25 protein-coding genes are annotated in these 25,792 nt (G+C 68.9%); 10 read left to right on the plus strand and 15 right to left on the minus strand.

Annotation, left to right across the window (positions count from 1 at the left end; genetic code table 11):
• From ACK5M9_RS10410 to ACK5M9_RS10425, 4 genes are all read right to left on the minus strand, one after another.
• On the minus strand, positions 1–634 hold a 634-nt coding region (locus ACK5M9_RS10410; protein ID WP_416893096.1), incomplete at its 3' end, for a sulfurtransferase.
• 180 nt (positions 635–814) lie between these two features.
• A complete protein-coding gene (locus ACK5M9_RS10415) occupies positions 815–1,486 on the minus strand; it encodes a Maf family protein (protein ID WP_416893097.1) in 672 nt (223 codons plus the stop codon).
• Positions 1,483–1,782 (minus strand): acyl-CoA carboxylase subunit epsilon, encoded by a 300-nt coding sequence (locus ACK5M9_RS10420; RefSeq protein ID WP_416893098.1) that lies wholly within the window; start codon positions 1,780–1,782, stop codon positions 1,483–1,485. Before ACK5M9_RS10420 ends, ACK5M9_RS10415 begins: the two co-directional genes overlap by 4 nt.
• Entirely contained in the window at positions 1,779–3,419 is a 1,641-nt protein-coding gene (locus tag ACK5M9_RS10425; RefSeq protein ID WP_416893099.1) for an acyl-CoA carboxylase subunit beta, read from the minus strand. The genes ACK5M9_RS10420 and ACK5M9_RS10425 overlap by 4 nt, the downstream gene beginning before the upstream one ends.
• Positions 3,420–3,483: 64 nt before the next feature.
• On the opposite strand from ACK5M9_RS10425, the gene ACK5M9_RS10430 reads away from it, so the two are divergent.
• Together ACK5M9_RS10430 and ACK5M9_RS10435 are read left to right on the plus strand one after the other, a co-directional pair.
• Positions 3,484–4,317, plus strand: a complete 834-nt coding sequence (locus ACK5M9_RS10430; RefSeq protein WP_416893100.1) for a biotin--[acetyl-CoA-carboxylase] ligase — start codon at positions 3,484–3,486, stop codon at positions 4,315–4,317.
• A 62-nt stretch (positions 4,318–4,379) separates the two neighbouring features.
• Positions 4,380–4,898 (plus strand): PH domain-containing protein, encoded by a 519-nt coding sequence (locus tag ACK5M9_RS10435; protein WP_416893101.1) that lies wholly within the window; start codon positions 4,380–4,382, stop codon positions 4,896–4,898.
• Here ACK5M9_RS10435 and ACK5M9_RS10440 read toward each other — a convergent pair.
• Positions 4,853–5,527 (minus strand): GtrA family protein, encoded by a 675-nt coding sequence (locus tag ACK5M9_RS10440; RefSeq protein ID WP_416893102.1) that lies wholly within the window; start codon positions 5,525–5,527, stop codon positions 4,853–4,855. The genes ACK5M9_RS10435 and ACK5M9_RS10440 overlap by 46 nt on opposite strands.
• A gap of 109 nt (positions 5,528–5,636) precedes the next feature.
• Between ACK5M9_RS10440 and ACK5M9_RS10445 the strand changes: the two genes are divergently transcribed.
• The 3 genes from ACK5M9_RS10445 to ACK5M9_RS10455 are packed head-to-tail and all read left to right on the plus strand — an operon-like array spanning position 5,637 to position 8,670.
• On the plus strand, positions 5,637–6,977 hold the full coding sequence (locus tag ACK5M9_RS10445; RefSeq protein ID WP_416893103.1) for a 5-(carboxyamino)imidazole ribonucleotide synthase: 1,341 nt from the start codon (positions 5,637–5,639) through the stop codon (positions 6,975–6,977).
• A complete protein-coding gene (gene purE, locus ACK5M9_RS10450; protein ID WP_416893104.1) occupies positions 6,955–7,485 on the plus strand; it encodes a 5-(carboxyamino)imidazole ribonucleotide mutase in 531 nt (176 codons plus the stop codon). Before ACK5M9_RS10445 ends, purE begins: the two co-directional genes overlap by 23 nt.
• Positions 7,486–7,500: 15 nt before the next feature.
• Positions 7,501–8,670 (plus strand): acyl-CoA dehydrogenase, encoded by a 1,170-nt coding sequence (locus ACK5M9_RS10455; protein ID WP_416893105.1) that lies wholly within the window; start codon positions 7,501–7,503, stop codon positions 8,668–8,670.
• A 113-nt stretch (positions 8,671–8,783) separates the two neighbouring features.
• Here the strand turns inward: ACK5M9_RS10455 and ACK5M9_RS10460 are convergent, their stop codons facing one another.
• Together ACK5M9_RS10460 and ACK5M9_RS10465 are read right to left on the minus strand one after the other, a co-directional pair.
• Positions 8,784–11,054, minus strand: a complete 2,271-nt coding sequence (locus ACK5M9_RS10460; protein ID WP_416893106.1) for a SulP family inorganic anion transporter — start codon at positions 11,052–11,054, stop codon at positions 8,784–8,786.
• Between the two features lie 310 nt (positions 11,055–11,364).
• Complete coding sequence (locus ACK5M9_RS10465; protein ID WP_416893117.1) at positions 11,365–12,558, minus strand: CoA transferase; 1,194 nt, start codon at positions 12,556–12,558, stop codon at positions 11,365–11,367.
• Between the two features lie 163 nt (positions 12,559–12,721).
• Here ACK5M9_RS10465 and ACK5M9_RS10470 point away from each other — a divergent pair, with 163 nt between their 5' ends.
• Positions 12,722–13,420 (plus strand): cation transporter, encoded by a 699-nt coding sequence (locus ACK5M9_RS10470; RefSeq protein WP_416893107.1) that lies wholly within the window; start codon positions 12,722–12,724, stop codon positions 13,418–13,420.
• Between the two features lie 62 nt (positions 13,421–13,482).
• Here ACK5M9_RS10470 and ctpC read toward each other — a convergent pair whose 3' ends face one another.
• The 4 genes from ctpC to ACK5M9_RS10490 all read right to left on the minus strand — a co-directional run bounded on the left by ctpC (position 13,483) and on the right by ACK5M9_RS10490 (position 18,562).
• Positions 13,483–15,591: a manganese-exporting P-type ATPase CtpC gene (gene ctpC, locus ACK5M9_RS10475; RefSeq protein ID WP_416893118.1), complete on the minus strand. Its 2,109-nt coding sequence runs from the start codon at positions 15,589–15,591 to the stop codon at positions 13,483–13,485.
• An 86-nt stretch (positions 15,592–15,677) separates the two neighbouring features.
• Positions 15,678–15,959, minus strand: coding sequence for a DUF1490 family protein (locus ACK5M9_RS10480; RefSeq protein ID WP_416893108.1), 282 nt, complete (start codon positions 15,957–15,959; stop codon positions 15,678–15,680).
• A 385-nt stretch (positions 15,960–16,344) separates the two neighbouring features.
• Complete coding sequence (locus ACK5M9_RS10485; protein WP_416893109.1) at positions 16,345–17,073, minus strand: TIGR03089 family protein; 729 nt, start codon at positions 17,071–17,073, stop codon at positions 16,345–16,347.
• A 7-nt stretch (positions 17,074–17,080) separates the two neighbouring features.
• Entirely contained in the window at positions 17,081–18,562 is a 1,482-nt protein-coding gene (locus ACK5M9_RS10490; RefSeq protein ID WP_416893110.1) for an LCP family protein, read from the minus strand.
• A gap of 67 nt (positions 18,563–18,629) precedes the next feature.
• On the opposite strand from ACK5M9_RS10490, the gene rfbD reads away from it, so the two are divergent.
• Genes rfbD through ACK5M9_RS10505 form a run of 3 tightly spaced genes read left to right on the plus strand, consistent with a single transcriptional unit; the run spans position 18,630 to position 21,583 of the window.
• Positions 18,630–19,574 carry a dTDP-4-dehydrorhamnose reductase gene (gene rfbD, locus ACK5M9_RS10495; RefSeq protein ID WP_416893111.1) on the plus strand — a complete coding sequence of 315 codons (945 nt, stop codon included), beginning with the start codon at positions 18,630–18,632 and terminating at the stop codon, positions 19,572–19,574.
• Positions 19,575–19,584: 10 nt separating this feature from the next.
• On the plus strand, positions 19,585–20,502 hold the full coding sequence (locus ACK5M9_RS10500) for a glycosyltransferase family 2 protein (protein ID WP_416893119.1): 918 nt from the start codon (positions 19,585–19,587) through the stop codon (positions 20,500–20,502).
• A gap of 1 nt (position 20,503) precedes the next feature.
• The gene (locus ACK5M9_RS10505; RefSeq protein ID WP_416893112.1) at positions 20,504–21,583 is read left to right on the plus strand and encodes a sugar phosphate nucleotidyltransferase; all 1,080 of its coding nucleotides are present in this window, start codon (positions 20,504–20,506) and stop codon (positions 21,581–21,583) included.
• On the opposite strand, the gene ACK5M9_RS10510 is transcribed toward ACK5M9_RS10505, so the two are convergent.
• Genes ACK5M9_RS10510 through cofD form a run of 3 tightly spaced genes read right to left on the minus strand, consistent with a single transcriptional unit; the run spans position 21,565 to position 24,523 of the window.
• On the minus strand, positions 21,565–22,143 hold the full coding sequence (locus ACK5M9_RS10510; RefSeq protein WP_416893113.1) for an NUDIX hydrolase: 579 nt from the start codon (positions 22,141–22,143) through the stop codon (positions 21,565–21,567). The genes ACK5M9_RS10505 and ACK5M9_RS10510 overlap by 19 nt on opposite strands.
• Positions 22,140–23,528 carry a coenzyme F420-0:L-glutamate ligase gene (locus ACK5M9_RS10515; RefSeq protein ID WP_416893114.1) on the minus strand — a complete coding sequence of 463 codons (1,389 nt, stop codon included), beginning with the start codon at positions 23,526–23,528 and terminating at the stop codon, positions 22,140–22,142. Before ACK5M9_RS10515 ends, ACK5M9_RS10510 begins: the two co-directional genes overlap by 4 nt.
• Entirely contained in the window at positions 23,525–24,523 is a 999-nt protein-coding gene (gene cofD / locus ACK5M9_RS10520) for a 2-phospho-L-lactate transferase (protein WP_416893115.1), read from the minus strand. The genes ACK5M9_RS10515 and cofD overlap by 4 nt, the downstream gene beginning before the upstream one ends.
• 394 nt (positions 24,524–24,917) lie before the next feature.
• On the opposite strand from cofD, the gene ACK5M9_RS10525 reads away from it, so the two are divergent.
• Positions 24,918–25,301 carry a WhiB family transcriptional regulator gene (locus ACK5M9_RS10525; protein ID WP_416893116.1) on the plus strand — a complete coding sequence of 128 codons (384 nt, stop codon included), beginning with the start codon at positions 24,918–24,920 and terminating at the stop codon, positions 25,299–25,301.
• A gap of 54 nt (positions 25,302–25,355) precedes the next feature.
• Here ACK5M9_RS10525 and ACK5M9_RS10530 read toward each other — a convergent pair whose 3' ends face one another.
• A complete protein-coding gene (locus ACK5M9_RS10530) occupies positions 25,356–25,763 on the minus strand; it encodes a metallopeptidase family protein (RefSeq protein ID WP_416893120.1) in 408 nt (135 codons plus the stop codon).
• Between the last annotated feature and the right edge of the window lie 29 nt (positions 25,764–25,792).

The following is a 25,792-nucleotide window of genomic DNA, read 5'->3' on the forward strand; positions in this document are numbered from 1 at the left end:
AGGGAATCGAACGCGCCGTCGGGATGTGCCCGGCGCGCAACACCCCGTCCCCCCGATGGCCGGACGGGCGGGTGCGCTCTCCGGTGTAGTCCTCGGCCGGCCGCACGTCGAGCAGCGGCCAGCTGCCCAGCGATTCGAGCATGTCGTCGGCGAACGCGCGAATGGCGGCGTCGTCGCGGCGCACCACCGGATAGCCGGTCGAGGTCTTGGCCGAAACGTCGAGTGTGGTGTCGCGTTGCTCGGCGAGCCACAGGTCGCGGCCGCCGTCGAGCAGCCGGACGTCGGGGTGGCCGAACAGCGTGCACACCCACAACGCGTAGGCGGCCCACCGGTTGCCCCGGTCGCCGTAGATCACCACGGTGTCGTCGCGGGCGATGCCCTTGGCGTCCATCAGGTTGGCGAACCGCTCGCCGTCGACGAAGTCGCGCACCCGCGGGTCGTTGAGGTCGGCGTTCCAGTCGATCTTGACCGCGCCCGGAATATGGCCGATGTCGTAGAGCAGCCCGTCTTCACCGGATTCGACGATCGCCAGGCCGGCGGCGCCGATATGAGCCGACAGCCAGCCGGTGGTGACCAGCCGCTCCGGGTGGGCGTAGCCGGACCTTGCGAGGCTGGGATCCGGGGGTAGTGGCACGTCAGCGAGCCTACGCACCAGGCAGGGGTGGTGTGGGGGGCTCGGGGGTAATCTGGAGCGAAATGCCTGGGGTGGAGCTACAGGCTCTTCAGCCACGCGTCGCCGCCGTTCACGTTCCCCGAGTTGTCGTTCGCGAGCGTAACGTGGCTGCGATTTCGCGCCCCGGATTTCGCCCTGGCGTTACGCTCGCGAGCAAGAGCGTGGGGTCGGCCGGTTGCCCTCCCACAGCCGCGTTACCGACAGGCCGCACCGGCCCAGTAGTACCCGCAGCAGCGGCAGGCTCAGGCCGATCACGGTGGACGGGTCGCCGTCGACGCCGTCGACGAACCAGCCGCCCAGGCCGTCCAATGTGAATCCTCCCGCTACCGACAGTGATTCACCGGTGGCCAGGTACGCTTCCAGATCGGTATCCGAAGGAATTCCGAAATGTACTGTAGTGATAGATGTTTCGGCAACAACGTGTACGGTCGTATGGTCGCGCAGCCGGATCAGACAGTGGCCGGTGTGTAGTTGGCCGGCGCGGCCGGCCATCGACCGCCACTGCCGGCGGGCCTCGTCGATCGACGCGGGCTTACCGCAGAGTCGTCCGTCCAGCAACAGCATCGAATCACAGCCGATGACAACACAATCCGCGGTGACCTCGGGTCGCTCGGCAGCCAATGCGTCTACCACGCATTCCGCCTTGGCCCGGGCCAGCGCCCGCACCACCTCGGCGGGCGGCGCGGCCGGCCCGAGGCCGACGATGACTGCGTCCTCGTCGACGTCGGAGGCCAGCACCAGCGGGTCCACCCCCGCCTGCCGAAGGACCTTGAGCCGGCCGGAAGACGCCGACCCCAGCACCAGCCGGGTCATCGGCGCATGTGCGTCATTTCCTGCAGGGTGATGCGCTGCCAGCTGAACACCGGATACCGCAGTTTGTCCACCGGCAGGCCCCAGCGCGCGGGAGCGGCTGCGGGTGGCGGGGCGGCGTCGGCGAGGCTGCCCAGCACCGCGATCAGCGCGGCCAGCTCCTGGTCGGTGGGGTTGCCCTTGAGGACCTCGATGTGCGGCGCGTGCCGGCCGGGTGCCGAGGTGTCGGCGGTCTCGGCGGCCCCGGGGATCTGCGAGGCCTCGGCGGCGGTATCCGGGTTTTCCGGCTGGTCGCTCACAGCGGCATGTTCCCGTGCTTCTTGGGCGGCAGCTGGGCGATCTTGCGTTCCAGCAGGCGCAGCGCCGTGCCGATGTAGCCGCGGGTGTTCGACGGCGGGATCACCGCATCGACGTAACCGCGCTCGGCAGCGATGTAGGGATTGACCAGGGTGTCCTCGTACTCCTGCTGCAATTGCAGCCGCAGTGCGTCGACGTCGTCGCCGTTCCTGGCGGCCTCGGCGAGTTGCCCGCGATAGACGAAACCGACCGCGCCGGAGGCGCCCATCACGGCGATCTGCGCGGTCGGCCAGGCCAGGTTGACGTCGCAACCCATGTCCTTGGAACCCATCACGCAGTAGGCGCCGCCATAGGCCTTCCGGGTGATCACGGTGATCTTCGGGACGGTGGCCTCGCCGTAGGCGTAGAGCAGCTTGGCGCCGCGGCGGATGATGCCGTTGTATTCCTGGCCGGTGCCCGGCAGGAAGCCCGGAACGTCCACCAGCATCACGATCGGGATGTTGAAGCAGTCGCAGGTACGCACGAACCGGGCCGCCTTCTCCGAGGCGTCGATATCCAGACAGCCGGCGACCTGGGTCGGCTGATTGGCCACGATTCCCACCGGCCGGCCGTCGATGCGGCCGAATCCGACGATGATGTTCTGGGCGTACCCGGCCTGGACTTCGAGGAACTCGTCGTCGTCGAGGATGCGGGTGATCACCTCGTGCATGTCGTAGGGCTGATTCGGGGAATCCGGGATCAGCGTGTCCAGTTCGAGATCCTCGGCGGTGAGGTTCTCCTCGATGGGTCCGTCCGGCAGCGGGGCGGGTTCGTGCGGCGCGTCGGTGGCGTTGTTGGGCGGCAGGTAGCTCAGCAGGTCCCGGACCCAGTCGAAGGCGTCCTGCTCACCGGATGCCACGTAGTGCAGTGTGCCGGACTTGGCCATGTGGGTGTGCGCGCCGCCGAGTTCCTCCATCGTGACGTCCTCGCCGGTGACGGTCTTGATCACGTCGGGACCGGTGATGAACATCTGGCTGGTCTGGTCGACCATGACCACGAAGTCGGTCAGCGCGGGGGAGTACACGTGCCCGCCGGCCGCGGCGCCCATGATCAGCGAGATCTGCGGGATGACACCGGAGGCCAGGATGTTGTTGCGGAAGATCCGGCTGTAGAGGCCCAGGGAGACCACACCCTCCTGGATGCGCGCCCCGGCGCCGTCGTTGATGCCGATCAGCGGGCGGCCCGTCTTGATCGCCAGCTCCTGGACCTTGACGATCTTCTCGCCGTACACCTCGCCCAGGCTGCCGCCGAACACGGTGGCGTCCTGGCTGAAGATGCACACGTCCCGGCCGTCGATGGTGCCGTAGCCGGTGACCACGCCGTCGCCCACCGGGCGGTTGGCTTCCAGCCCGAAATTCTTGCTGCGGTGCTTGGCCAGCGCGTCCAGTTCGACGAACGAATCCTCGTCCAGCAGCGCGCAGATGCGTTCGCGGGCCGTCAGCTTGCCCTTGGCGTGGACCTTGTCCACGGCAGCCTCACCCACCGGGTGCAGCGACTCTTCCCTGCGCTTGTGCAACTCGGCCAGTTTGCCGGCGGTGGTATGGATGTCGATGACGTGCTCGCTCGCCGGCTCGGCGGTGTGGTCGGTAACGCTGGTCATGAGAGTCGATGGTATCGGCAACCCCCTGCGCAGCTCTTAACCAGCCCTTAGATAGTCTCCGGCGATGGGTGCCCCCCCAGACCCGCCGCCGCTCGACGAGGCGGATCTGCGTGCCGAGGTACTCAGCGGCTCGGCGTACTGGCGTCGGCTCGACGTCGTGCCGCAGACCGGCTCCACCAACGCCGACCTGCTGGCCCGAGCGGCTGCCGGGGAGGATATCGACGGGGCGGTGCTGATCGCCGAGTATCAGAGCGCCGGACGCGGGCGCCGCGGCCGCACCTGGTCGGCCACGCCGCGCTCGCAGCTCACCCTGTCGACCGGGGTGCGGGTGGACGCCGTCCCGCCCGCCGGATGGGGCTGGCTGTCGCTGGCCGCCGGGCTGGCGGTGGTCGACGCGGTCGCCGGGACAACCTCCGTCGAAGCGGGCCTGAAATGGCCCAACGACGTGCTGGCCGGCCCCGCGGGCTCGATGGGCAAGCTGGCCGGCATCCTGGCCGAGGTCGCGCATCCGTTCGCGGTGATCGGCATCGGGCTCAACGTCACAACGGCACCGGGGGAGGTCGACGCCCCCGGCGCCACGTCACTGCGGGATCTGGGTGTCGCCCAACCCGACCGGGACCAACTGGTCCGCGGATTGCTCGGCGAGCTCGGCGAGCGGGTCCGCGCCTGGCGCGCCGCCGGTGGCGCCGATGCCCGGCTGGCCGGCGACTATCGTGCCCGCAGCCTGACCCTGGGCGCGCGGGTGCGGGCCGAACTCCCCGGTGGGCGGCAGCTGGTCGGGACCGCCCGCGACGTCGACGGCCAGGGCCGGCTGTGCCTGCACATGGGGGACAACGACTCCGAGCCGTCTGGCGGGGTCGTCGCGGTGTCCGCAGGGGACGTCGTACATCTGCGTTAACGTGAATCCACCCGGGGTGCTCCGAGGGTTTCCCGGGTATTCCAAGATTCGAGGTCGAGGACATGGGTTATCCCGACAATGCCCTGGCCGCCGGCGAGCAGGTGGTGCTGCACCGTCACCCGCACTGGCGCCGGCTGATCCTGCCTGTCCTGGCGCTGGTTCTGGTGACCGCGCTGGCCGGGCTGGGATCCGGCTTCGTCGAGTCCGCCGGGTGGTCGCCGCAGGCCGGCAGGATTGTCCACGGCGTCGTCTGGGGGCTGTGGCTGGTGGTCGTCGGCTGGCTGACGGTGTGGCCGGTCCTGAGCTGGCTGACCACACATTTCGTGGTGACCAACCGTCGGGTCATGTACCGGCACGGGATCTTCACCCGCACCGGGCTCGACATCCCGGTGGCCCGAATCAACAGTGTGGAGTTCCGGGACAGGATTTCCGAACGGGTGTTCCGCACCGGAACGTTGATCATCGAGTCGGCATCCCAGGATCCACTGGAATTCGACGACATCCCTCGGTTACGCGAGGTGCATGCGCTGCTGTATCACGAAGTCTTCGACACGCTGGGTTCCGAGGAGTCGCCCAGCTGATCCGGACCGGACAGCACGAGGCGGGTGGCTCGGCTGCGCCAGGACCCCAATACCGTGACGTTGCCGACGTCGGCTTCGTCCTCGAGGATCTCGGCGATGCCGCCGGCGGTGAGCGCCGATTCCAGCACCTTGTCGGGGTTGCGGGCGAACTCGTCGGGGAACACCCAGCGCCGGAAGGCCCAGAAGCGGAACGCCATCTGCAGCAGGTTGCCGATGATGTAGGCCGACAGGAAGTCGGCGAGGTTTTCGGTCATCAGCGACACATTGGGCACCCGCAGTTCCAGCACATAGCTGGAGAACCACAGTGGTGCCATGCTCAATAGCACGCCGACGCCGCTGAACGCGAAGAACAGCAGGGCCTCGTGGTGGCGCTCGCGGCCGCCGCGGTCGCGGAAGCTCCATTCGCGGTTGAAGATGTAGGAGGCGATGACCGCGACGATCCCGGCGATCACCTTGGCGGTGACCGGCTTGGATTCCAGCACGGTGAGCTTGAGCGTGTAGAAAATCGCCGAGTCGATGATGAATGTGGTGCCGCCGACGATGGCGAATTTGATCAGCTCATGATGGCGCAGCGCGAAGGGCTGAATCGCCCGGGGAAGGCGCGCAATCGTGGCATCGGCGAAGGACACAGCGTTCAAGCTTACGGAAGGTCTCCGAACCGGCGCAAAATGATATCTGACACGTCGGCGCCCCGGCCGCTGAAGGCCGGGAAATGCCCCGGTCAGCTGCCGTGACACCATGAAGACCGTGTCCAGCCCCCTTACCCCGCGGGTGGCCATGGTCGGCGGTGGTCAGCTCGCCCGGATGACGCATCAGGCCGCCATTGCGCTGGGTCAGAGCCTGCGTGTGCTGGCCGGCGCCATCGACGAACCGGCGGCGCAGGTGACTCCGGACGTGGTTCTGGGCTCCCACGACGATCTGGAGGATCTGCGCCGGGTGGCCGCAGGTGCCACCGTGCTGACCTTCGACCACGAACACGTGCCCCCCGAGCTGCTGGACGTGCTGGTTGCCGAGGGGGTGAGGGTGGCGCCGCCGCCGCAGGCGTTGGTGCACGCTCAGGACAAGCTGGTGATGCGGCGGCGACTGGCGGCTCTCGGTGCACCGGTGCCGCGCTACATCGGTATCGAAGGCGCCGATGACCTCGGCGGGCTGGATGTGTGGGCGGCGCGCACCGGGCTCGGACCTCGGGCGCCGCTGGTGGTCAAGGCGGCCCGCGGCGGTTACGACGGGCGCGGTGTGACGATGGCGCGTGACGTCGGGCAGGCCCGCGAGATTGCCGCCCGATACCTCGCTGCGGGAGTCCCGGTGCTGGTCGAGGAGCGCGTCGGGTTGCGCCGGGAATTGTCTGCGCTGGTTGCGCGGTCGCCGTTCGGTCAGGGCGCGGCATGGCCGGTCGCCGAAACCGTGCAGCGGGAAGGGATCTGCGTGCAGGTCATCGCACCCGCCCCGGACCTGTCGCAGGAGTCGGCCTCGGCTGCCCAGCGGCTGGCACTGCGGCTGGCCGGTGAACTGGGCGTGGTGGGGGTGCTCGCCGTCGAGCTGTTCGAGACCTTTGAGACCGATTCCGCAGGGGCGAGTCCCGCCGGGACGTTACTGGTCAACGAGCTGGCCATGCGGCCGCACAACTCCGGGCACTGGACCATGGACGGGTCACGCACCAGCCAGTTCGAACAGCACCTGCGCGCCGTGCTCGACTATCCGCTGGGCGACACCGGCGCACTCGTGCCCGTGACGGTGATGGCCAACGTGCTGGGAGCGCAGCCACCGCTGGCGCCGGAGATGTCGATGGATGAGCGGATGCATCACCTCTACGCCCGCATGCCCGACGCCAGGGTCCACCTGTACGGCAAAACAGAACGCCCGGGCCGCAAGGTGGGGCACGTCAACCTGCTGGGAACTCGCGCGGACGGTCCCGAAAGCGTGGCCGCCCTGCGGGCGCGCGCGGAGCTGGCGGCACACTGGCTGTCGCACGCGCAATGGGCCGACGGGTGGGACCCGCACTGCGGCGATACCGTCGTCGTCGGGAAGGGATCGGAGAGCGAAAGGAGTGGCGTCGATGACCCAGCAGTCCCGGAATGACACCCCCCGGGTCGGGGTGATCATGGGCAGCGACAGCGACTGGGCGGTGATGGCGGACGCCGCCTCGGCGCTGGCCGAGTTCGACGTCCCGTTCGAGGTTCGCGTGGTCTCGGCGCACCGCACGCCGGCGATGATGTTCGACTATGCCCGCGACGCGGCCGGGCGCGGCCTGGAGGTGATCATCGCCGGGGCGGGGGGCGCCGCGCATCTGCCGGGGATGGTGGCCTCAGCAACCGTGCTGCCGGTGATCGGTGTCCCGGTGCCGCTGGGGCGCCTCGACGGCCTGGATTCGCTGCTGTCGATCGTGCAGATGCCCGCGGGTGTGCCGGTAGCGACGGTGTCGATCGGCGGGGCCCGCAACGCCGGCCTGCTGGCCGTGCGCATCCTCGGTTCCTCGGATGAGCGACTTCGAGGGAAGATGGCCGCCTTCCAGGCCGGGCTGGCGGAAACGGTGCGCGACAAGGACGCGGCTCTGCAGAGCCGGGCGAGTAAGTTGATCCGAGAGTAGCGAGGAGGTCCGGAAATGGCTGGATGGGCGGGGAACCCGACGTTCGATTTGTTCCAACTACCCGAGGAGCATCGGGAGCTGCGGGCAGCGATCCGGGCGCTGGCCGAAAAGGAGATCGCCCCGCACGCCGCCGATGTGGACGAGAACGCCCGGTTCCCCGAGGAGGCGCTGCAGGCGCTGATCGCCTCGGGATTCAACGCCGTGCACGTGCCCGAGGAGTTCGGCGGGCAGGGCGCGGATTCGGTGGCGGCGTGCATCGTCATCGAGGAAGTCGCCCGGGTCGACACCTCGGCGTCGCTGATCCCGGCGGTCAACAAACTGGGCACCATGGGCCTGATCCTGCGCGGCTCCGACGAGCTGAAGAAGCAGGTGCTGCCCTCGATCGCCGACGGCAGTGCGATGGCGTCGTATGCGCTCAGCGAGCGCGAGGCCGGATCCGACGCCGCGTCGATGCGCACCCGGGCCAAGGCCGACGGCGACGACTGGATCCTCAACGGGGTCAAGTGCTGGATCACCAACGGCGGCAAGTCGACCTGGTACACCGTGATGGCGGTGACCGACCCGGACAAGGGCGCCAACGGCATCTCGGCGTTCATGGTGCACAAGGACGACGAGGGGTTCACCGTCGGCCCGAAGGAACGCAAACTGGGCATCAAGGGGTCGCCCACCACCGAGTTGTATTTCGAGAACTGCCGGGTCCCGGGGGACCGGATGATCGGCGAGCCGGGTACCGGATTCAAGACCGCACTTGCGACGCTGGACCACACCCGTCCCACCATCGGCGCCCAAGCGGTGGGTATCGCCCAGGGCGCCCTGGACGCCGCCATCGCCTACACCAAGGACCGCAAACAGTTCGGGCAGTCGATCAGCAGTTTTCAGGCGGTGCAGTTCATGCTCGCCGACATGGCGATGAAGGTGGAGGCATCCCGGCTGATGGTCTACAGCGCCGCCGCCCGGGCCGAGCGCGGAGAGGGCCACCTGGGATTCATCTCCGCGGCAGCCAAGTGCATGGCCTCCGATGTGGCCATGGAGGTCACCACCGATGCGGTGCAGTTGCTGGGCGGCGCCGGCTACACCGTCGACTTCCCGGCTGAGCGGATGATGCGCGACGCCAAGATCACCCAGATCTACGAGGGCACCAACCAGATTCAGCGCGTGGTGATGTCGCGGGCGCTGCTGCGCTGACCGGTTCCCGTCGTTCGCGAGCGTAACGGGGCTGCGATTTCGCGCTCCGGATTTCGCCGTGGCGTTACGCTCGCGACCAAGGCAACCCGATACCCCAGCTGCCGTGTCCGAAGTCAGGAGTGCGCGTCGGCTGGTTCGGTGGTGCTCACGATCCCGTCCCGAGTCACCTCGTGCACGTGCACGGTGGCGAAGTCGAAGAAGATCCCGACGACGTGCAGCGTGCCGGCATCCAGTGCCGGTTTTACGATCGGGTGGCGGGCCAGCCGTTCCACCTGCACGGCCACGTTGACGATGGCGAGCTGGTCCAGTTCGTTGAAGTCGAAGCCGTTGGATGTGCTGGTCAGCCGTGCGGGGTGGTTTTCGCGGTATGCCGCCAGGCTTTCCCGCGCGTGTTCCAGCCAGTGGGCGATCGGGCGTTGCGGGTCGTAGTCGGGGTCCTCGAGCAACGTGGCCATCGCGCGGCACGACGAATGCCCGCAGACCACGACCGAACTCACCCCGAGCTGGTTGACCGCGATGTCCAGGGCGGCGTCCACCGATTGTTCGGCGGGGTCGAGGGGAACGAGATTGCCGACGTTGCGCACCAGGTACAGGTCGCCGGGCCGGCTGGCGGTGATGGTGTCCGGCAGGATCCGCGAGTCCGCACACGTCAGGAACAGCGTGTCGGGGTCGTCGGAATCGATCAGCTCGGGAACGTGATGATGCAGCGTTCCCACACCTTTGCGGTGGTACTGCTTAACGCCTTCGAGGATCGGGGAGTTGTCGGGTGCGCCGGGGCTGCCGGGGCCGTCCTGGTCGCGGCGCGACGGCCAGGGGGCTTCGCGGAGCTTGCGAGTTGTGTAGTGCCGCTTCGGCGGCCGCGTGTGCGCACCCGACATTTCCACCGGGGACATCTCGATGATCGTGACTTTCCCGCCGGTTGCCTCGTGGGAGATCTTCCAGTCGGAGATGGCTTCGGAGATTGAATGGTCGATGTAGTCGGGATTGAGGTTGACGGTCACGTGGGAACCCGCCGGGAGCGTCGAGAGCACGTTGGTCAGCCGGGGCAGCAGCAGGAAGCTGAGCGTGCCGTCGATGTCGACCCGCCACTTCTTGTTGCCGTCGCCGACCGGCTGGACCTCGATGGGTGCGCGGACCAGCCGGATCAGTAGCAGCCCGATCGCCAGGGCCAGGCCGATGGCCACGCCCTCGAGGAGGTTCAGGAAGACGACGCAGACGATGGTGGCGGCGTAGATGGCGAAATTGCCGGTCCGCACCGCGACTTTGATGTGTGCGAGCTGGATCAGCTGGATGCCGATGACGATCAGCAGGCCGGCCAGTGCCGCCTTGGGAATGAGTTCGACCAGGCCGGTGAGCAGCGAGGCGAACAAAAGGATCCAGATGCCGTGCAGCACCGCTGAGGTGCCGGTGCGGGCGCCGGCGGCCACGTTCGTCGAGCTGCGCACGATGACGCCGGTGACCGGCAGCCCGCCCAGCAGACCCGATGCCACGTTGGAACTGCCCTGGCCGATCATCTCCCGGTTGAAGTCGGCGCGTGGCCCGGTGTGCAGCTTGTCGACGCCGACCGCCGACAGCAGGGATTCGACGCTGGCGATCAGGGCGACCGTGATGATCCCCACCGCGATGGTGCTGATGTAGTGGGTCCACGGCAGTCCCTCCGGTGACACCGGCGCCAGCCGCGGCAGGCCGATCGAGGCGAAGAAGCTGCCGGCGAGGTTGATCCGCTCGACGTGCAGGTCCACCACCAGCGAGAACGCGGTGGCGGCCACGATGGCCACCAGGGCCCCCGGGATGAAGCGAACCTTGGCCGGCAGCTTCGACCACAGCACCAGCATGGCGATCACGATGCCGCCCACGATCACTTCGTGCATTTCGTGGTGCAGGATGCCGTCCGGCAGGGCTGCGATGTTCTCCCACGCCGAACTGCGGGACGTGCCGCCCATCAGCACGTGGACCTGTTGCAGGACGATGGTGACACCGATGCCGGCCAGCATGGCGTGTACCACCACCGGAGCCACCGCGAGTGCCGCGCGGGCCACTTTGGCCAGGCCCAACAGGATCTGGACGATGCCGGCGCACACGGTGATGATGCACGTCATCTGGAAGCCCAGCTGGTCGATCAGGCCCTGGACCACCATGGTGAGCCCCGCTGCGGGGCCGCTGACCTGCAGCAGCGATCCGCCGATGGATCCGGCGACGATCCCGCCGACGACCGCTGCGATCAGCCCGGCCATCAGGGGTGCGCCCGAGGCGATCGCGATGCCCAGCGACAGCGGCAGCGCCACCAGGAAGACGACCAGCGAGGCCGGGACGTCATAGCGCAGGTTCGGCAGAATCTTGCGGGAGTCGGGTGCTTCGGCGGACGTGGCGACGTTGCTGCTCATGAAACTCCTCGAAACCGGGCACCAGGGGGTTCCGCGGTCAACTGTGCGTCCCCCGCAGGGCGGAAACGCGCTTCAGCAGATATATCGACTGCGCGCATATGAATCCCACCGCAAGAGTATGACTACTTATTTATGCCGGGGTCACCGATGTAGCGGTAGCCGCCGCTATTCATTGAGGATTCAAAGAAAAGTCATGGATTCGGCGGGAAGTCAGGGGTTGTTCGCGAGCGTAGCGGTGCTGCGAATTTGCGGTCCGGATTTCGCCGTGGCGTTACGCTCGCGAGCAAGCCAGGCTTCGCCCCCGGTCTCCTCAGAGGAACTCTTCGTTGTGTTGTCCGGCCGCGGGGGGTGGTTCCGCCGCTCTGGCGTCGAAGCCGGCGTAGCGCGCCGGGGTGCGGATCACCGTGATGGCGTTGTCGCCGGCGCCCACCGGCAGCGCGAGATCGTTCTCGGTGAACAGTTCGGTGTCGATCACCTGTTTCCAGGTGTTGGCCAGGCAGGCCATCAGGCCGGCGGACTGCAGCGCCTCGACCCATTCGGCGGCGGTCCGGGTCGCCAGCGTCGCCTCCAGCTCGTCGGTCAATTCCGGGTAGTTGATCGCCCGGGAGCGCTGGTCGGCGAACCGCTCGTCATCGAGGAGATCGGGCCGGTCGAGGACCTGGCACAGCGTCTTCCAGTGCTTGGGCACGTAGGCGCTGATGATCAGATAGCCGTCGGACGCCCGGAACGCGTCGGAGGGCTGGGTGGCGAATCCGACGCTCCTGCGCTTCTTGGCCGGCTCGGCGGTATCCGGTTTGACCGCCGGCGCCGGCGAGCGGGGCTTGTTGCCGGTCTTGTTGAGATGGATGGTCAGCTGGTTGGCCTGCAGGCCGACGGCGACGTCGTACATGGCGACTTCGACGAGATCGCCCACCCCGTGCCGTTCTCGGTTGAGCAGTGCGGCCAACACGGCTTGGGCCAGCACGTGGCCGCTGGCGTTGTCGACCAGCTGAAACGGGATGATCTGCGGTTTGCCGCTCGGGGTGGGCATCCCGGTGGTCATGCCGGCCTCGGCGGCCACGACCAGATCGACCCCTGGGCGCGAGCCGTGCGGCCCGTTTCCGCCGTAGGCGCTCAGCCGCGCATAGACCAGCCGGGGATTGCGGGCCCGCAATTCGGCGGGGCCCAGACCCATCCGTTCCATCACGCCGGGCCGGAAACCTTCGAGGAGGACGTCGGCGGTGTCGGCCAGCCGCAGAATCTTGCCCTTAGCCCGCTCGTCGGTCAGGTCCACGGTCACCGATTTCTTGCCCCGGTTGTTGGGCAGGAAATAGGTGGGCAGCGGTGGCCGTCCGGGTAGCACGGAGGTCAAGCGGCGGGACTGCTCACCGCCGGGCGCCTCGATCTTGATGACTTCGGCTCCCAGGTCGGCCAGCACCTGACCGGCCAGCGGTCCCGCGACGTTCTGGGTGAAGTCCAGGACCCGGAAGCCGTCCAGCGGCTTGGGGGCGTGGTCGTTCGGCATATCGTTGTGCGGCATCGCGTCGTGCCCCTCCTCAATCCGCCGGCCGGTCGCCCGGTTAGAGAGACTAACCGGCGCGGCCGGTGCCGCGCCCACGCCGTGCCCGGTGCTTGCGCGTTGGGTGCCCGGGGAGCGCGTCGCCGACCGTTAACATTGGGAAATGCACATGGCGACTCCCTCGGGCGTGAGCACCTCGGATCACGGCGACTGCTGCGCCCCCAGCGTCTCCGGCGCCCCCGCAGCCCCACCGGTGGCCCACGACGCAGCCTGGCAGCGCAACGCCCGGTGGGCGCGCCGGCTGGCCTGGGTGAGCCTGTTCGTGCTGCTCATCGAGGGCAGCGTGGGGTTGTGGCAGGGGCTGGCCGTCGGGTCGATCGCGCTGACCGGGTGGGCGCTCGGGGGTGGGGCCGAAGGGCTGGCCAGTGCGATGGTGCTGTGGCGTTTCACTGGCGACCGCACGTTCTCCCCGACTGCCGAGCGACGCGCCCAGCGCGGCGTTGCCGTGTCGTTCTGGCTGGTGGCGCCATACGTCGCTGCCGAGTCGATCAAGCACCTGGTGTCCGGAGAACATGCCGAAACCTCGGTCATCGGCATCGGCTTGACGTCGCTGGCGCTGGTTCTGATGCCGGTTCTGGGATGGGCGAACCATCGGGTGGGTGCGCGGCTGCATTCCGGTGCCACCGAGGGGGAGGGCACGCAGAATTATCTGTGCGCCGTCCAGGCCGCCGGGGTGTTGCTCGGTCTGGCCGTTACCGCGGCCTGGACCGGCGGATGGTGGGTCGACCCGGTGATCGGATTGGCCGTCGCGGGCGTGGCGACCTGGCAGGGTGTCAAGGCCTGGCGCGGGCAGGAGTGCGGCTGCTGAGGGTGTTCCGGGGCGGCCGGCGGCTGGTGGCCGGTGGCCCGCGGCCGGCGGACGGCAGCCGCTCAGGTCAGCTGGTAGCGGATGAGCCGGGAGCTGTTGGCTACCACGGCCACCGATGAGGCGTTGTGCAGGATCGCGGCCAGCACCGGGGAGAGTGCCCCGCCGGCGCCGATGAGCAGCCCGGCGGCGTTGACGGCGATGGACATGCTGTAGTTCTGCTGGATGACCTCCACTGCGCGAGCGCCCAGGTCGCGTACGTCGAGCAGGCGGTGCAGGTTGTCGTTGGCCAGCGCGACATCGGCGGTCTCCACGGCCACGTCGGTGCCGGCCAACCCCATCGCGATGCCGATGTCGGCGGCCGCCAGTGCGGGGGCGTCGTTGACACCGTCGCCGACCATACCGACGACGTAGCCGTCCTCCTGCAACTGGCGCACAACCTCCAGCTTGTCCTCGGGCATCACCTCGGCCCGCCACTCGTCGATGCTCAGTTCCCCGGCGACCACGGCCGCGATGTCGGGATGGTCCCCGGTCAGCATGACGATTCGCCGGACGCCACTGGCGCGCAGTTTCTTCAGCACCTCGGCCGCCTCCGGCCGCACCTCGTCGCGCAGGCTGATCAAGCCGATCAGCTTGCCGTCGACGGCCAGCAGCAACGGTGTCTCCGCCTCGGCGCGCAATTTGGCGACCCACTCCTGTGCCTTCTTGGACACCCTGACCTTTTCCGAGCGCAGCAGGCTCGGGCTGCCCAGCAGCAGGGTCCGGCCGTCGGCCCAGGTCCGCATGCCGAGCCCGACCAGCACCTCGCACTCCTCGTGCGGGGGGATGCTGATGTGGCGTTCCTCGGTCGAGCGGATCACTGCTTCGGCCAGTGGGTGCCGGGAGTGGATCTCCGAAGTCGCGGCGTAGGCCAGCACCTGTTCGGGTTCCCAATCTTTATGCAGGGAAACAACATTGGTGACGATGGGGCGTCCGACGGTCAATGTGCCGGTTTTGTCGAAGACGATAGCGTCCACACGGCCGGCCTGTTCGAGGTGGGAACCGCCCTTGATCAGGATGCCCCGGCGGGCGCCGTTGCCGATGGCCGCGCTGATCGCGGTGGGGGTGGACAGGCCCACCGCGCACGGGCAGGCGATCAGCAGCATCGTCATGGCGCGGCGGACATCGCCGGTGACCAGCAGCGTGAGCCCGGAGAGGATGAACGACGCGGGCACGAACCGGCGGGAGAAGTTCTCTCCGACGGTCTGTATCGGTGCCCGATCGTTCTGGGCCTGTTCGACTCTGGAGATGATGCGCCCGATGGTGGTCTGGCTGCCCACAGCCTGCGCGCGTATCACCAGGCGTCCGCGCTCCACGACCGAGCCGGCGTGCACATGTGTTCCGATGTTGACGGTGACCGGGAGGTTCTCGCCGGTGATCGCGGACTGGTTGACGACGGCGTCGCCCTCGACCACCTCGCCGTCGACCGGGATCGCGACGTGGTCGTGCACCACCACCTCGTCGCCGATCTGGACGGTGTCGATGGGCACCTGGACCTCGGTGCCGGTGTCGGGACCTTCGGTCAGGCGCACCCACGCGGTGTCCTGGCTGCCGCGCAGCAGATCGGAGATGGCGCGCCGCGTGCGCCGCAGCGTCAGGTCCTGCAGGTATTCGCCGATGTTGAGCAGCCAGAGCACGGTGAGCGCGACCACGTTCTCCCGCAGGATCAGGCTGGCGATGGTGGCCGCCGAGACCAGCGCGTCGGTGCCGGCCCGGCCGGAGCGCAGCGAGCCCACGGCGCCGCGCAGGTACGGGTAGCCGGTGAAGATGGTGACGGCGGTGGCCACCGTGCGCCCACCCGAACCGAGCAGCGGAGGCTGCGAGAATACGTAGCGGCGGATGCCGAGCAATGCCAGTGCGACCCCGCCGACCACCATGCGCAGCACGTCGGTGTTGCGGATCTCCGAGGAATGCGGAGCCCGGGCGGGAATCAGCTCCGGGGCCAACGCGGCGGCGTCGTCGATGGCTGCCAGTAGGGCCGCGCGGTCGCACCTGGTGGGGGAGTACCACACCACAACCGAGCCGGTGCGCGGATAGGCGTGCACGACACGCACTCCGTTGCACTTGGCGATGACTTCCTCCACGGCGACGGCGCGTCGCGGGTTGGCGCGCACCCAATCGACCCGCAGGCGCATGCGTCCGGCGGCATCGGAGAGCAGCGCGGGCGCGGAGCCGGTTGCGTCAGCGGCGGGGTCGGCCTTGACCAGCGTGGCGGTCACGATCAGTGGTCGTGGTCGTGGACTTCTCCGACGGTCGGCGCCGGGGCCTCCTCGCCGATGCGTTCGCGGGCCTCGGCCATTACGTCGGCCATCGTGAGCCGGGCCGATTCGGCCACTTCCTCAGCTTTGCGGGTACCCCGTAGACCTACCTCGGCCGTCGCGACCACGGCTTGGCGCAGTGGCGCCTGCTTGAGGGTCTTTCGCAGCACTTCATACGCTGTCACGCCGGCCAGGCCGGTGACCACCGTCGATGCCGCCTTGACCAAGAGAACTTGCACAGCCATCGTCACACCTTTCCGTCAGGCCCCCGACAATACCATTTAATTATTGCGATATCGACATATGTTTGGCGTGTCGCACCCGCGTCGCCGGCACCTCGGTGTGCGGGTCGGTACCACGCCAGGTGGGGTGCTCTGTTGATTGTCCTCCGTTGACCCTGCGCTGAGGGCGCCCTCCACTCGCACTTTTGCGCCACTGGTGCAGAGTCACTACCGCGGCCCTGCCCCCTGAGCGTTCACCCTGCGCTGAGGGCGCCCTCCACTCGCACTTTTGCGCCACTGGCGCAGAGTCAACGGTCAGGGCGCTGGGGGCCGGGGGCTGGGCGCGGGATGAACTCAACTGCTCCGCTGCCCCCCCAGCCCCCCAACCAAAGCGTTGCCCCCCACGCACCTAGAGAACCCGGGTCACCTTTTCGGTCTCGATGCGCCGCGGCAGCAGCTCGGAATCCGGATTGGCCACCTGCACCAGCGACCCCCCGATCGAGAGCACTGCCAGCAGCCCGTCGACCAGATGCTCCGGTCGGCTCCACGGCCGGCAGGACAGCACCCGATCGGCCGGTGCCAGTCCCTGCATGCCCGCCGATTGCGCACAGGCGGCCACCAACTGCGCCACCGATTGTCCGGCCAGCGCCGGTCCGGGCCGGGCTTCGGGCAGGATCTGGTCGCCGTGCACCCGCACCGCTGTCGCGTAGTCCAGCACTCCGAACGGCAGGTCCGGTGCCGGCTTGCCGAACGGATCGAGCGACAGCACCGCCACGGCGCCGTCGAGGTCCCCGGCGGCGACCGACGCGTCCGCCTGGTCGAGCCGGTCGCCGGTGCACAGCGCGACATCGGCGGGCCCGTCCAGCACCGCCTCGGCGCCGATCCACCACACGCCGAACAGCACCGCGGCCGTCTGCCAGTGTGCCGGCAGTAGGACGCCCACCCGGCTTCCCGGCCCGGCGCCGAGTTCGTCGCGCAGCAGATTCCCGGTCTTGGCCGCCCAGTTGGCCAGCGTCGCCGCCGACAGCTCGATGCGTTCGCCGCAGGCGTCGTCGTAGTAGGTGATTCGCGGGCCGGCCGGGTCTTCGCGCAGCAACGGATCCAGTATCGCCCCGGACAGCGTGATCAGCGACGGCACCGGGAGGTCAGTTTATGCACTCGGGATTGTCCGAGCCCGCGGTCAGGATCGGTGACGGCGGGGGAGCGGAGTCGTCGGAGTCGCTGCCGGCACCCATGGCGGTTGCCAGTGCGGGGGCCGTCCCCGCACCCTCGAGGCCCGAGCCCGGTCCGGTGTAGTCGTCGGCCAGCACCACCCGCACCGATCCGGCCGGCACCGAGGTGTCGGCGACCACCGGCAGGCCGCCGAGTTGCTCGGCGACCGCCTGCGCCCCGAGGTCGTCGGTCTTGGCCACCCGGACCTGGCTGCCCTCGACGTGGCCGCTTTCGTTGTTTCCGACGGAGCCCGCGCTGAAGCCCTTGGCCGCCAGCACGTCGGAGACCGCCGACGCGAGTCCGTTTATATCGGTGTCGTTGAAGACATTGGTGGTGGTCTTGGCGGGAGTGTAGGCCAGCTCGGCGGTCTTGCCCTGGTCCTGCTTGTGCAGTAGGCCGTCGACCCAGTCCGCAACGTGATGGGCGTCCACCCGTACCACGCTCTGCATGCCGTCGTCGCTCCAGCCGGCACCGTCGAGCACCGGGATGGTGGCGAACGCGACGTTGCCGCCGGTGAGTTTCTGCAGTTGTTTGACGAAGTCGATGATGTCCCAGCCGGCGGACAGCACCACCGACCGTTGCACGGCCTCTTCGAGCCGCTGCAGGGTGGCCGGGCTGGACAGCGTCTTGCCGGAGATCACCCGGTGGGCCAGCGAGGCCATCACCGCCTGCTGGCGGACCACCCGGTCCAGGTCGCCGCGCGGGAGGTCATGGCGCTGGCGTGCGAAGCTGAGCGCCTGCGGGCCGTTGAGCCGTTGCGGGCCCGCGGGAAAGTCGGCGCCGGAGAGCGGTTCGTAGACGGCCTCGTTGAGGCAGACGTCCACGCCGCCGAGGGCATCGGTGATCAGCGCGAAGCCCAGCAGGCCGATCTCGGCGTAGTGGTCGACGGTGACCCCGGTGAGGTCGGAGACCGTCTTGATCAGGGCGGTGCGCCCGGCCTCGGTGCCCGCCGCGGCGGCTTCGGCGGCCGATGCCCCGGCCTGTACCAGGCCGGTCCGCTTGATCTCGCGGGTCTGGCCGTAGACGCCGTTGATTTTGGTCTTTCCCAGGCTCGGCGCCTGCACGTAGGAATCACGGGGGATCGAGATGGCGGTCGCGGACTCCCCGTTCTTGGGAATGCGGATCAAGATAATGGTGTCGGTGTTGGTGGCTTCTTCGTCGCCGGCGCGCAGCGCTGCCAGTTCTTCGGGGGTCAGCGGGTTGCCGTGGGCGTCGGTGCGGCTGTCGAGCCCCACCAGCAGGATGTCGATCGCGCCGTCGTCGGCGCCGCGGCCCAGCGACGGGGAGGACATGTGGAAGATGCCGTCGCTGAACGACCGGACATTGCTCCAGGCGACGCCGGTGCCCAGCACGACAAGTACGGTCAATGCGGTACTGATCACACGACTCACACGAGTCACAGTTTGCACAGACATCACTCCAGGCTACTTGTGTAACACCTGCTTTGCCCGTAGCCGGGCCCGGCGTGCCAGACTCGGACCCATGTCAGGGTCGAAAATTCCGTCGGGGCGGCCGCCGGGAAGGCTGGTCGTCAGCGGAGCGGGCGGGCAGCTGGGCACCCTGGTGGCCGCCCTGGCCACCCGCGGGACCGGCGACGTGGTCGCCATGACGTCGTCGCAGTGGGACATCACCGACCCGGCCGCCGCCTCGGCTGTCATCCGGCGCGGCGACGTCGTGGTCAACTGCGCGGCCTACACCGACGTCGACGGAGCCGAGAGCGCACAGGCCGACGCCTACGCCGTCAACGCCGAGGGCCCCGGGCACCTCGCCCGCGCCTGCGCCGATGCCGGCGCACACCTCATCCACGTCTCGACCGACTACGTGTTCGACGGCGATTTCTCCGGCGATCGGCCGCGCCCGTACGAACCGGGCGACCCGACCGCACCGCAGAGCGTGTATGCGCGCAGCAAACTGGCCGGGGAAGAGGCCGCGCGGACCGCGTTCCCCGATGTCGTGGTGGTGCGCACCGCCTGGGTCTACACCGGCGGGATCGGTAGAAACGATTTCGTCGGCGTCATGCAGCGCCTCGCGGCCGGGGATGGCCCGATCAAGGTGGTCGACGATCAGACCGGTTCGCCCACCTACGCCGGCGACCTGGCCGCCGCGCTGCTGGAACTGGCCGCCCGATTGCCCGACCCCGGGTTGTGCGGACGAATCCTGCACGCCGCCAACGAGGGTGCGGTGTCTCGATTCCTCCAGGCCCGCGCGGTCTTCGAAGAGTCAGGCGCCGACCCGATGCGGGTCACCCCGTGCACCAGCGACGAATTCCCCCGGCCCGCGGCTCGGCCGGCCTACTCCGCGTTGTCGGGCCGCGCGTGGGCCGCGGAGGGCCTGACGCCGTTGCGGCCGTGGCGAAGCGCACTGTCCGCGGCACTGGCGGCAGCCGCGGATCCGGCCGATCGACCGCTACCCTCTACGGGTGGCTGACGTTCTGCCGGTGGTAGCGGTGACGTATTCGCCGGGCCCGCATCTGGAGCGGTTCCTGGCCTCGTTGTCGTTGGCCACCGACGGCCCGTTCACCGTGCTGCTGGCCGACAACGGTTCCACCGATGGGACGCCGCAGGCCGCCGCCATGCGCTATCCGAATGTGCGACTGTTCGCCACCGGCGCCAACGTGGGTTACGGGACGGCGGTCAATCGTGCGGCGGCCGAATTCGGCCGGCAGGCCGGGGAACCGGGCTCCGAGCCCTTGGATCCCGACTGGATGGTCGTGGCCAATCCCGACGTGCAGTGGGGCCCGGGCAGTATCGACGCCCTGCTCGAGGCTGTCGTCCGGTGGCCGCGGGCCGGCGTCCTGGGCCCGCTGATCCGTGAGCCCGACGGTTCGGTGTACCCGTCGGCCCGCCTCCTGCCGAGCCTCGTCCGGGGCGGCATGCATGCGCTGCTGGGGCCCGTCTGGCCGGGTACCCGCTGGACCACGGCCTACCGCCAGGAACATCTGGAGCCCAGCGAGCGAGCGGTCGGCTGGCTGTCGGGATCCTGTCTGCTGGTGCGCCGGTCGGCGTTCGAACAGGTGGGGGGTTTCGACGAGCGCTACTTCATGTACATGGAGGACGTCGATCTCGGCGACCGGCTCGGCATGGCCGGCTGGCAGTGCGTCTACGTGCCGTCCGCCGAAGTGCTGCACCACAAGGGGCATTCCACCGGGCGCGATCCGGCCAGTCATCTCGCCACCCACCACGCCAGCACCTACCGCTTCCTGGCCGACCGGCATCCGGGATGGTGGCGTGCCCCGTTGCGGTGGACGTTGCGCGGATCGCTCGCGGTGCGGTCGCAGGTGATGGTCCGCGGCGAACTGCGCCGATCGCGCAAATCGTTGCGGCGGGAACTCAAGCCGACGGAAGGACGGCACTGAGATGGCAACTCACGACGTCGACGCGGTCGTTCTGGTCGGCGGGAAGGGCACCCGGCTGCGCCCGCTGACATTGTCGGCGCCCAAGCCGATGCTGCCGACCGCCGGAGTGCCGTTCCTGACCCATCTGCTGGCCCGGATAGCCGCCGCGGGGATCGAGCACGTGGTGCTGGGCACCTCCTACCGGGCAGAGGTGTTCGAAGAGGAATTCGGCGACGGATCCGGGCTGGGGCTGCAGATCGAGTACGTGACAGAGGAGACGCCGCTGGGCACCGGTGGCGGTATCGCCAACGTCGCCGCCCAGCTGCGCCACGACACCGCGATGGTGTTCAACGGCGATGTGCTCTCCGGAGCCGACCTCGGGCAACTGCTCGACTTCCACACCGGCAGCGACGCCGACGTCACCCTGCACCTGGTGCGGGTGGGCGACCCGCGGGCGTTCGGCTGCGTGTCCACCGACGGCGACGGCCGGGTCACCGCCTTTCTGGAGAAGACGCACGATCCGCCGACCGACCAGATCAATGCCGGCTGCTACGTCTTCGCGCGCGAGATCATCGACCGTATTCCGCGCGGACGCGAGGTGTCGGTCGAGCGGGAAGTGTTTCCGGGGTTGCTGGCCGACCGCGGCGTCAAAGTCTGCGGGTACGTCGACGCCGGCTATTGGCGCGACATGGGGACGCCGGAGGATTTTGTGCGCGGATCGGCCGACCTGGTGCGCGGAATCGCGGTGTCGCCGGCGCTGGGCGGCCAGCGCGGCGAACAACTCGTGCACGACGGCGCGGCGGTGGCGCCGGGAGCGCTGCTGATCGGCGGCACGGTGGTCGGGCGGGGCGCGGAGATAGGACCCGGGGTGCGGCTGGACGGGGCGGTGATCTTCGACGGTGTCAGGATCGAGGCGGGCAGTGTGATCGAGCGGTCGATCGTCGGCTTCGGCGCCCGCATCGGTCCGCGGGCACTGATCCGCGACGGCGTCATCGGCGACGGCGCCGACATCGGGGCCCGGTGCGAACTGCTGCGGGGTGCGCGGGTGTGGCCGGGGGTGTCGATTCCCGACGGCGGCATCCGCTACTCGTCGGACGTTTGAGCCCGGGTGGCCGCGGCCACCAGGTGCGCCAGCGCGCGGTCGGCATCCGGCGGCAGGCCTGCGGCCGGCCACCACCTCAGGTCGACGGACTCGTCGCTGCGCACGGGCTGGGCACCGGCGGGGGCGTGCGCGACGAACTGCAGATCCAGGTGCCGCGTCGGTACCCCCAGTGAGCAGGTCAGCCGATGGACGTGCAGCGCCACCAGCGCCGGCTCCAGCCGGAGCCCGGCGATGCCGGACTCCTCGGTGGCCTCGCGCAGTGCGGCGGCGAAGATGTCGGTGTCGATGCCGCGTTCGCAGTGACCGCCCAGTTGCACCCAGCGGTGCAGCCGAGGGTGCAGGGTGAGCAGCACCCGCCGGCCACTCTCGTCGAGCACCAGTGCCGACGCGGTGACGTGGCCGGGAACGCACTCGCGTTCACAGGAGTCCTCTCGGGCGAGCACGAAGGCCAGGACGGCATGGCGCAGGGTGTCCTGGGCCGGATCGGACGGGTCCCACTCGGTGAGCAATCGGATCACCGAGTCGCGCAGGTTCGCCGCGGGCTCCCCGGATGCCATCATTTGCCGATCAGCAGGTCGTCGACCGGGGCCGGGTCGCGCGGCGCGGCCGGCTCGACGGGATAGCCGATGGCGATGGCGCCCATCGGTTGCCAGTCGGCGGGCAGGTCGAGTTCGTCGCGGACCAGGTCGGCGGCGAATATCGTCGACCCGATCCAGCAGCTGCCCAGCCCGTGAACCGCCAGCGCCACCAGCAGGGCTTGCACGGCGGCTCCGACCGCGACGGTGAACATGGTGTGCTCGGCGTGGCTCCGGTCCGCGTCGGGGTAGGTGTGCGCCCCTTCGGGCACCAGCATCGGGACGACGACTTCCGGTGCGTCGTAGAGGATCCGGCCGCGGGCAACCCGGCGTTCGACTGCCTCGGCGGGCCGGCCGTCGCCGGCCAGGTCGGCGCGCCACTTGTCCTTCATCCGATCGAGCAACCGGGTCCGAACCGACGGCGTCTGCAGCCAGACGAACCGCACCGGCCGGGTGTGATGCGGGGAAGGGGCGGTCAGCGCCTGGGCGACGGCGGACTGCAGGACCTCCGGCGGCACCGGCTGGTCGCGGAACTGCCGTACCGACCGGCGCACCAGTTGGGCCTGGCGGCGTCCCAGGTCGATCGACTCGGCGGTCCCGAGCCGGAACAGGTCCTCAGGCGCCGGGCGCACCAGTCGCCTGGCGGACGTGCCGTCGTCCACCGGGTCCAGGCCGCGCAGCACGGCCACCGGCGTGGCGGTCAGCTTGCCCTTCACCAGGTCGGCGGCAGCGGCGATCTCGTCGGCGACCGCGATCTCGGTGACCACCAGATCGTTTCCGTGGCGGTCGACCGCACCCGCATAGTTGTGCAGTACGGCCAGGCCGGCGGCGCCGATGGCGACGTCGGTCTGGCCGTTGCGCCAGGCCCGGCCCATCGTGTCGGTGACGACGACGGCGACGGTGACCCCCAGTCGCCGCGCAAGTGCGGCGCGAAGCCCGGCGGCACTGGCGTCGGGGTCGACGGGCAGCAGCGCCAACTCGGAGCGTCCCACGTTGGACCCGTCCACACCGGCGGCGGCCTGCACCAGCCCCAGCCGGTTCTCGGTGATCAGTGTCCGCTCCTTGCGGGCCAGTACGCGGACGGACTCGTCGTCGATGAGCTTGCGGCGCAGCCGGTCCCGCTCGTCCGGATCGATCGGTGCCGGTATCAGCCGCCCCTCGCACTTGGACAGCACCTTGCTGGTGACCACCACAACGTCGCCGTCTTGCAGCCAGGGTGCGGCCGAGCCGATGGCCGCGGCGAGATCGTCACCTGGACGGAATTCGGGAAGGCCGGTGATAGGCCGGATTTCGATGCTTGCCGCGGTGCCGTGCTCGCCCGCGGTCGATACAGCCGGCGGCGGTTGATCGGCAGGACTCGGATGCGTCACATCGTCACGCCCGCGACTTCCAGTCCGGCGCGTACCATTTCGGCCGTTGCCTGCGGGTCGCTCATGATCAGCGGTACGGATCGCACTGCCAACCCCTCGAGTTGGGCGATCGCATCCTCCGATGCGCCGTCGTGCACCAGCCAGCAATCCAGTATTCCGGTAGCGGAGCGGGAACCGTAGTGGCGGCCGACGGCCTCGGCGGTGGTGGCCACCCCGACCACCGAAAGGCAGATATCGGCCATGCCGCGCACCGGCTTTCCGCCGATGATCGGCGAGTAGCCGACGACCGGTGCGCTTGTCGAGCGCAGCGCGGCCCGGATGCCGGGAACCGCGAGGATGGCCCCGATGCTGACCACCGGGTTGGACGGTGCCAGCATGACGATGTCTGCCTGCGCGATCGCGTCCAGAACATCGCTTGTCGCGCTGGCCTTTTCGGCTCCCACGAAGGCGAAGCTGTGGGTGGGAACCTGGGCGCGATGACGCACCCACCACTCCTGGAAATGGATCGCGCGCCGGCTGTCATCGGTCGGATCGGTGATCACCACGTGAGTTTCGCAGCGGTCGTCGCTGGCCGGCAGCAGCTGCGCTCCCGGTTGCCAGCGGTCGCACAGGGCGGTGGTGACCTGCGACAGCGGATAGCCGGCGTTGAGCATCTGGGTGCGCACCAGGTGGGTGGCCAGATCGCGGTCCCCCAGGCCGAACCAGTCGGGCTGCACGCCGTAGCGTCCCAGTTCCTCTTTGGCGTGCCAGGTTTCGTTGCGATGTCCCCACCCGCGTTCCGGGTCGACCCCGCCGCCCAGGGTGTACATGCAGGTGTCCAGATCCGGGCAGATGCGCACCCCGTGGATCCAGGCGTCGTCGCCGATGTTGATCACGGCGGACAGTTCGTGGCCGGCAGCGTCCGGCCCGGCGAATTGGCCCAGGCCGAACAGTCGCTGTACTCCGAGCAGGAATCGCGCTCCGCCGACTCCACCGGCCAGAACCGTGACCTTCACACCGCAGGACAGTACCCGTCGATTTGGTGCGCGACGGCGCGCGGTGGTCGCCGGGAGTCGCCGGGAGTCGCCGGGAGTCGCCGGGAGTCGCCGGGAGTCGCCGGGAGTCACTGTGGCACACGGGTCTTGTGATGAAGGTGTGACCGACACGTCACCGCGTGTCGGCAACGGAATCGCTGAAATTCGATCACGGGATGATATGGAAATGCGGCCAAATGCTTGACCGGGGCGGCTGGTCAGTGTCTAATCACACCAGTGTCATTTCCTGGTTGGCCTGCCGGTTCCGGTGTCGCAGACCGAGATTCGATCACTTGTTCGACCAAGGTTATTGGATGTGACTAGTACATCAAAACAGCGGTAAACAATTTTTCTTCATCGGCGAGGAGGCGGAGGCATGTCCTATGGGTACCTTCGGGGCGTAGTGGGAGGCGTCCCGCACGATGCTCCGGAATCAGCGGTGACGCCATTGCCGACGCCTACGGTGCCCGCCCGTTCTCATCTGAGCGTGGTTCCCGATGCGCTCGACGCATTCGACCCCGAACCGCTGCCCGAGGATGCCGCTGATCAATGGCAGGACAAGGCGCTGTGCGCCCAGACCGACCCGGAGGCGTTCTTCCCGGAGAAGGGCGGTTCCACCCGGGAGGCGAAGAAGATCTGTCTGGGGTGCGAGGTGCGGCACGAGTGCCTGGAGTACGCACTGGCCCACGACGAGCGGTTCGGCATCTGGGGAGGTCTCTCCGAGCGCGAACGCCGTCGTCTCAAGCGCGGCATCATCTAGGGCTTCCCGGCGGTGAGCCGGGCGGTTGCGTGGTGAGCCGTCAGGCGTCGATCGTCAGTCGTCAATCGTCGGGTCGATGACCGAGGGGTCCACGTCCAGGAAGATGGCCACTTGGACCACCAGAATTTCATGCAGTAGCTCTTCGAGTTCAGCAGTATCCTTCGTCCGCCGCTCAATCGGCTTGCGGAACAACACAATTCGTGCCCGCGTAGCGTCGCCGCGGATATCGACACCGGCTGGGATCAGGCGGGCGAGCGCGATGGGCCCATCGGCGATCACCTCGGGCGGCCACTGCACTCGGTCGGGATCCTTCGCCGCGATCCGGGGAATCTCGTCGACGGCGATGTCAAGCTGGCGGACCCGGTCGCGCCAGCGCCGCTCGATCGGCTCGTAGACCTCCAGAACCGCCATATCGAACCGCTCGGCCCGGCTGCGCCAGCCCGGCGCCGTCCGCGGCAGCAACGGCCCGCGCGGATCGCGGCCCCGCCGCC

The sequence above is a fragment of the Mycobacterium sp. genome, assembly GCF_047975165.1.
Lineage (GTDB): Bacteria > Actinomycetota > Actinomycetes > Mycobacteriales > Mycobacteriaceae > Mycobacterium.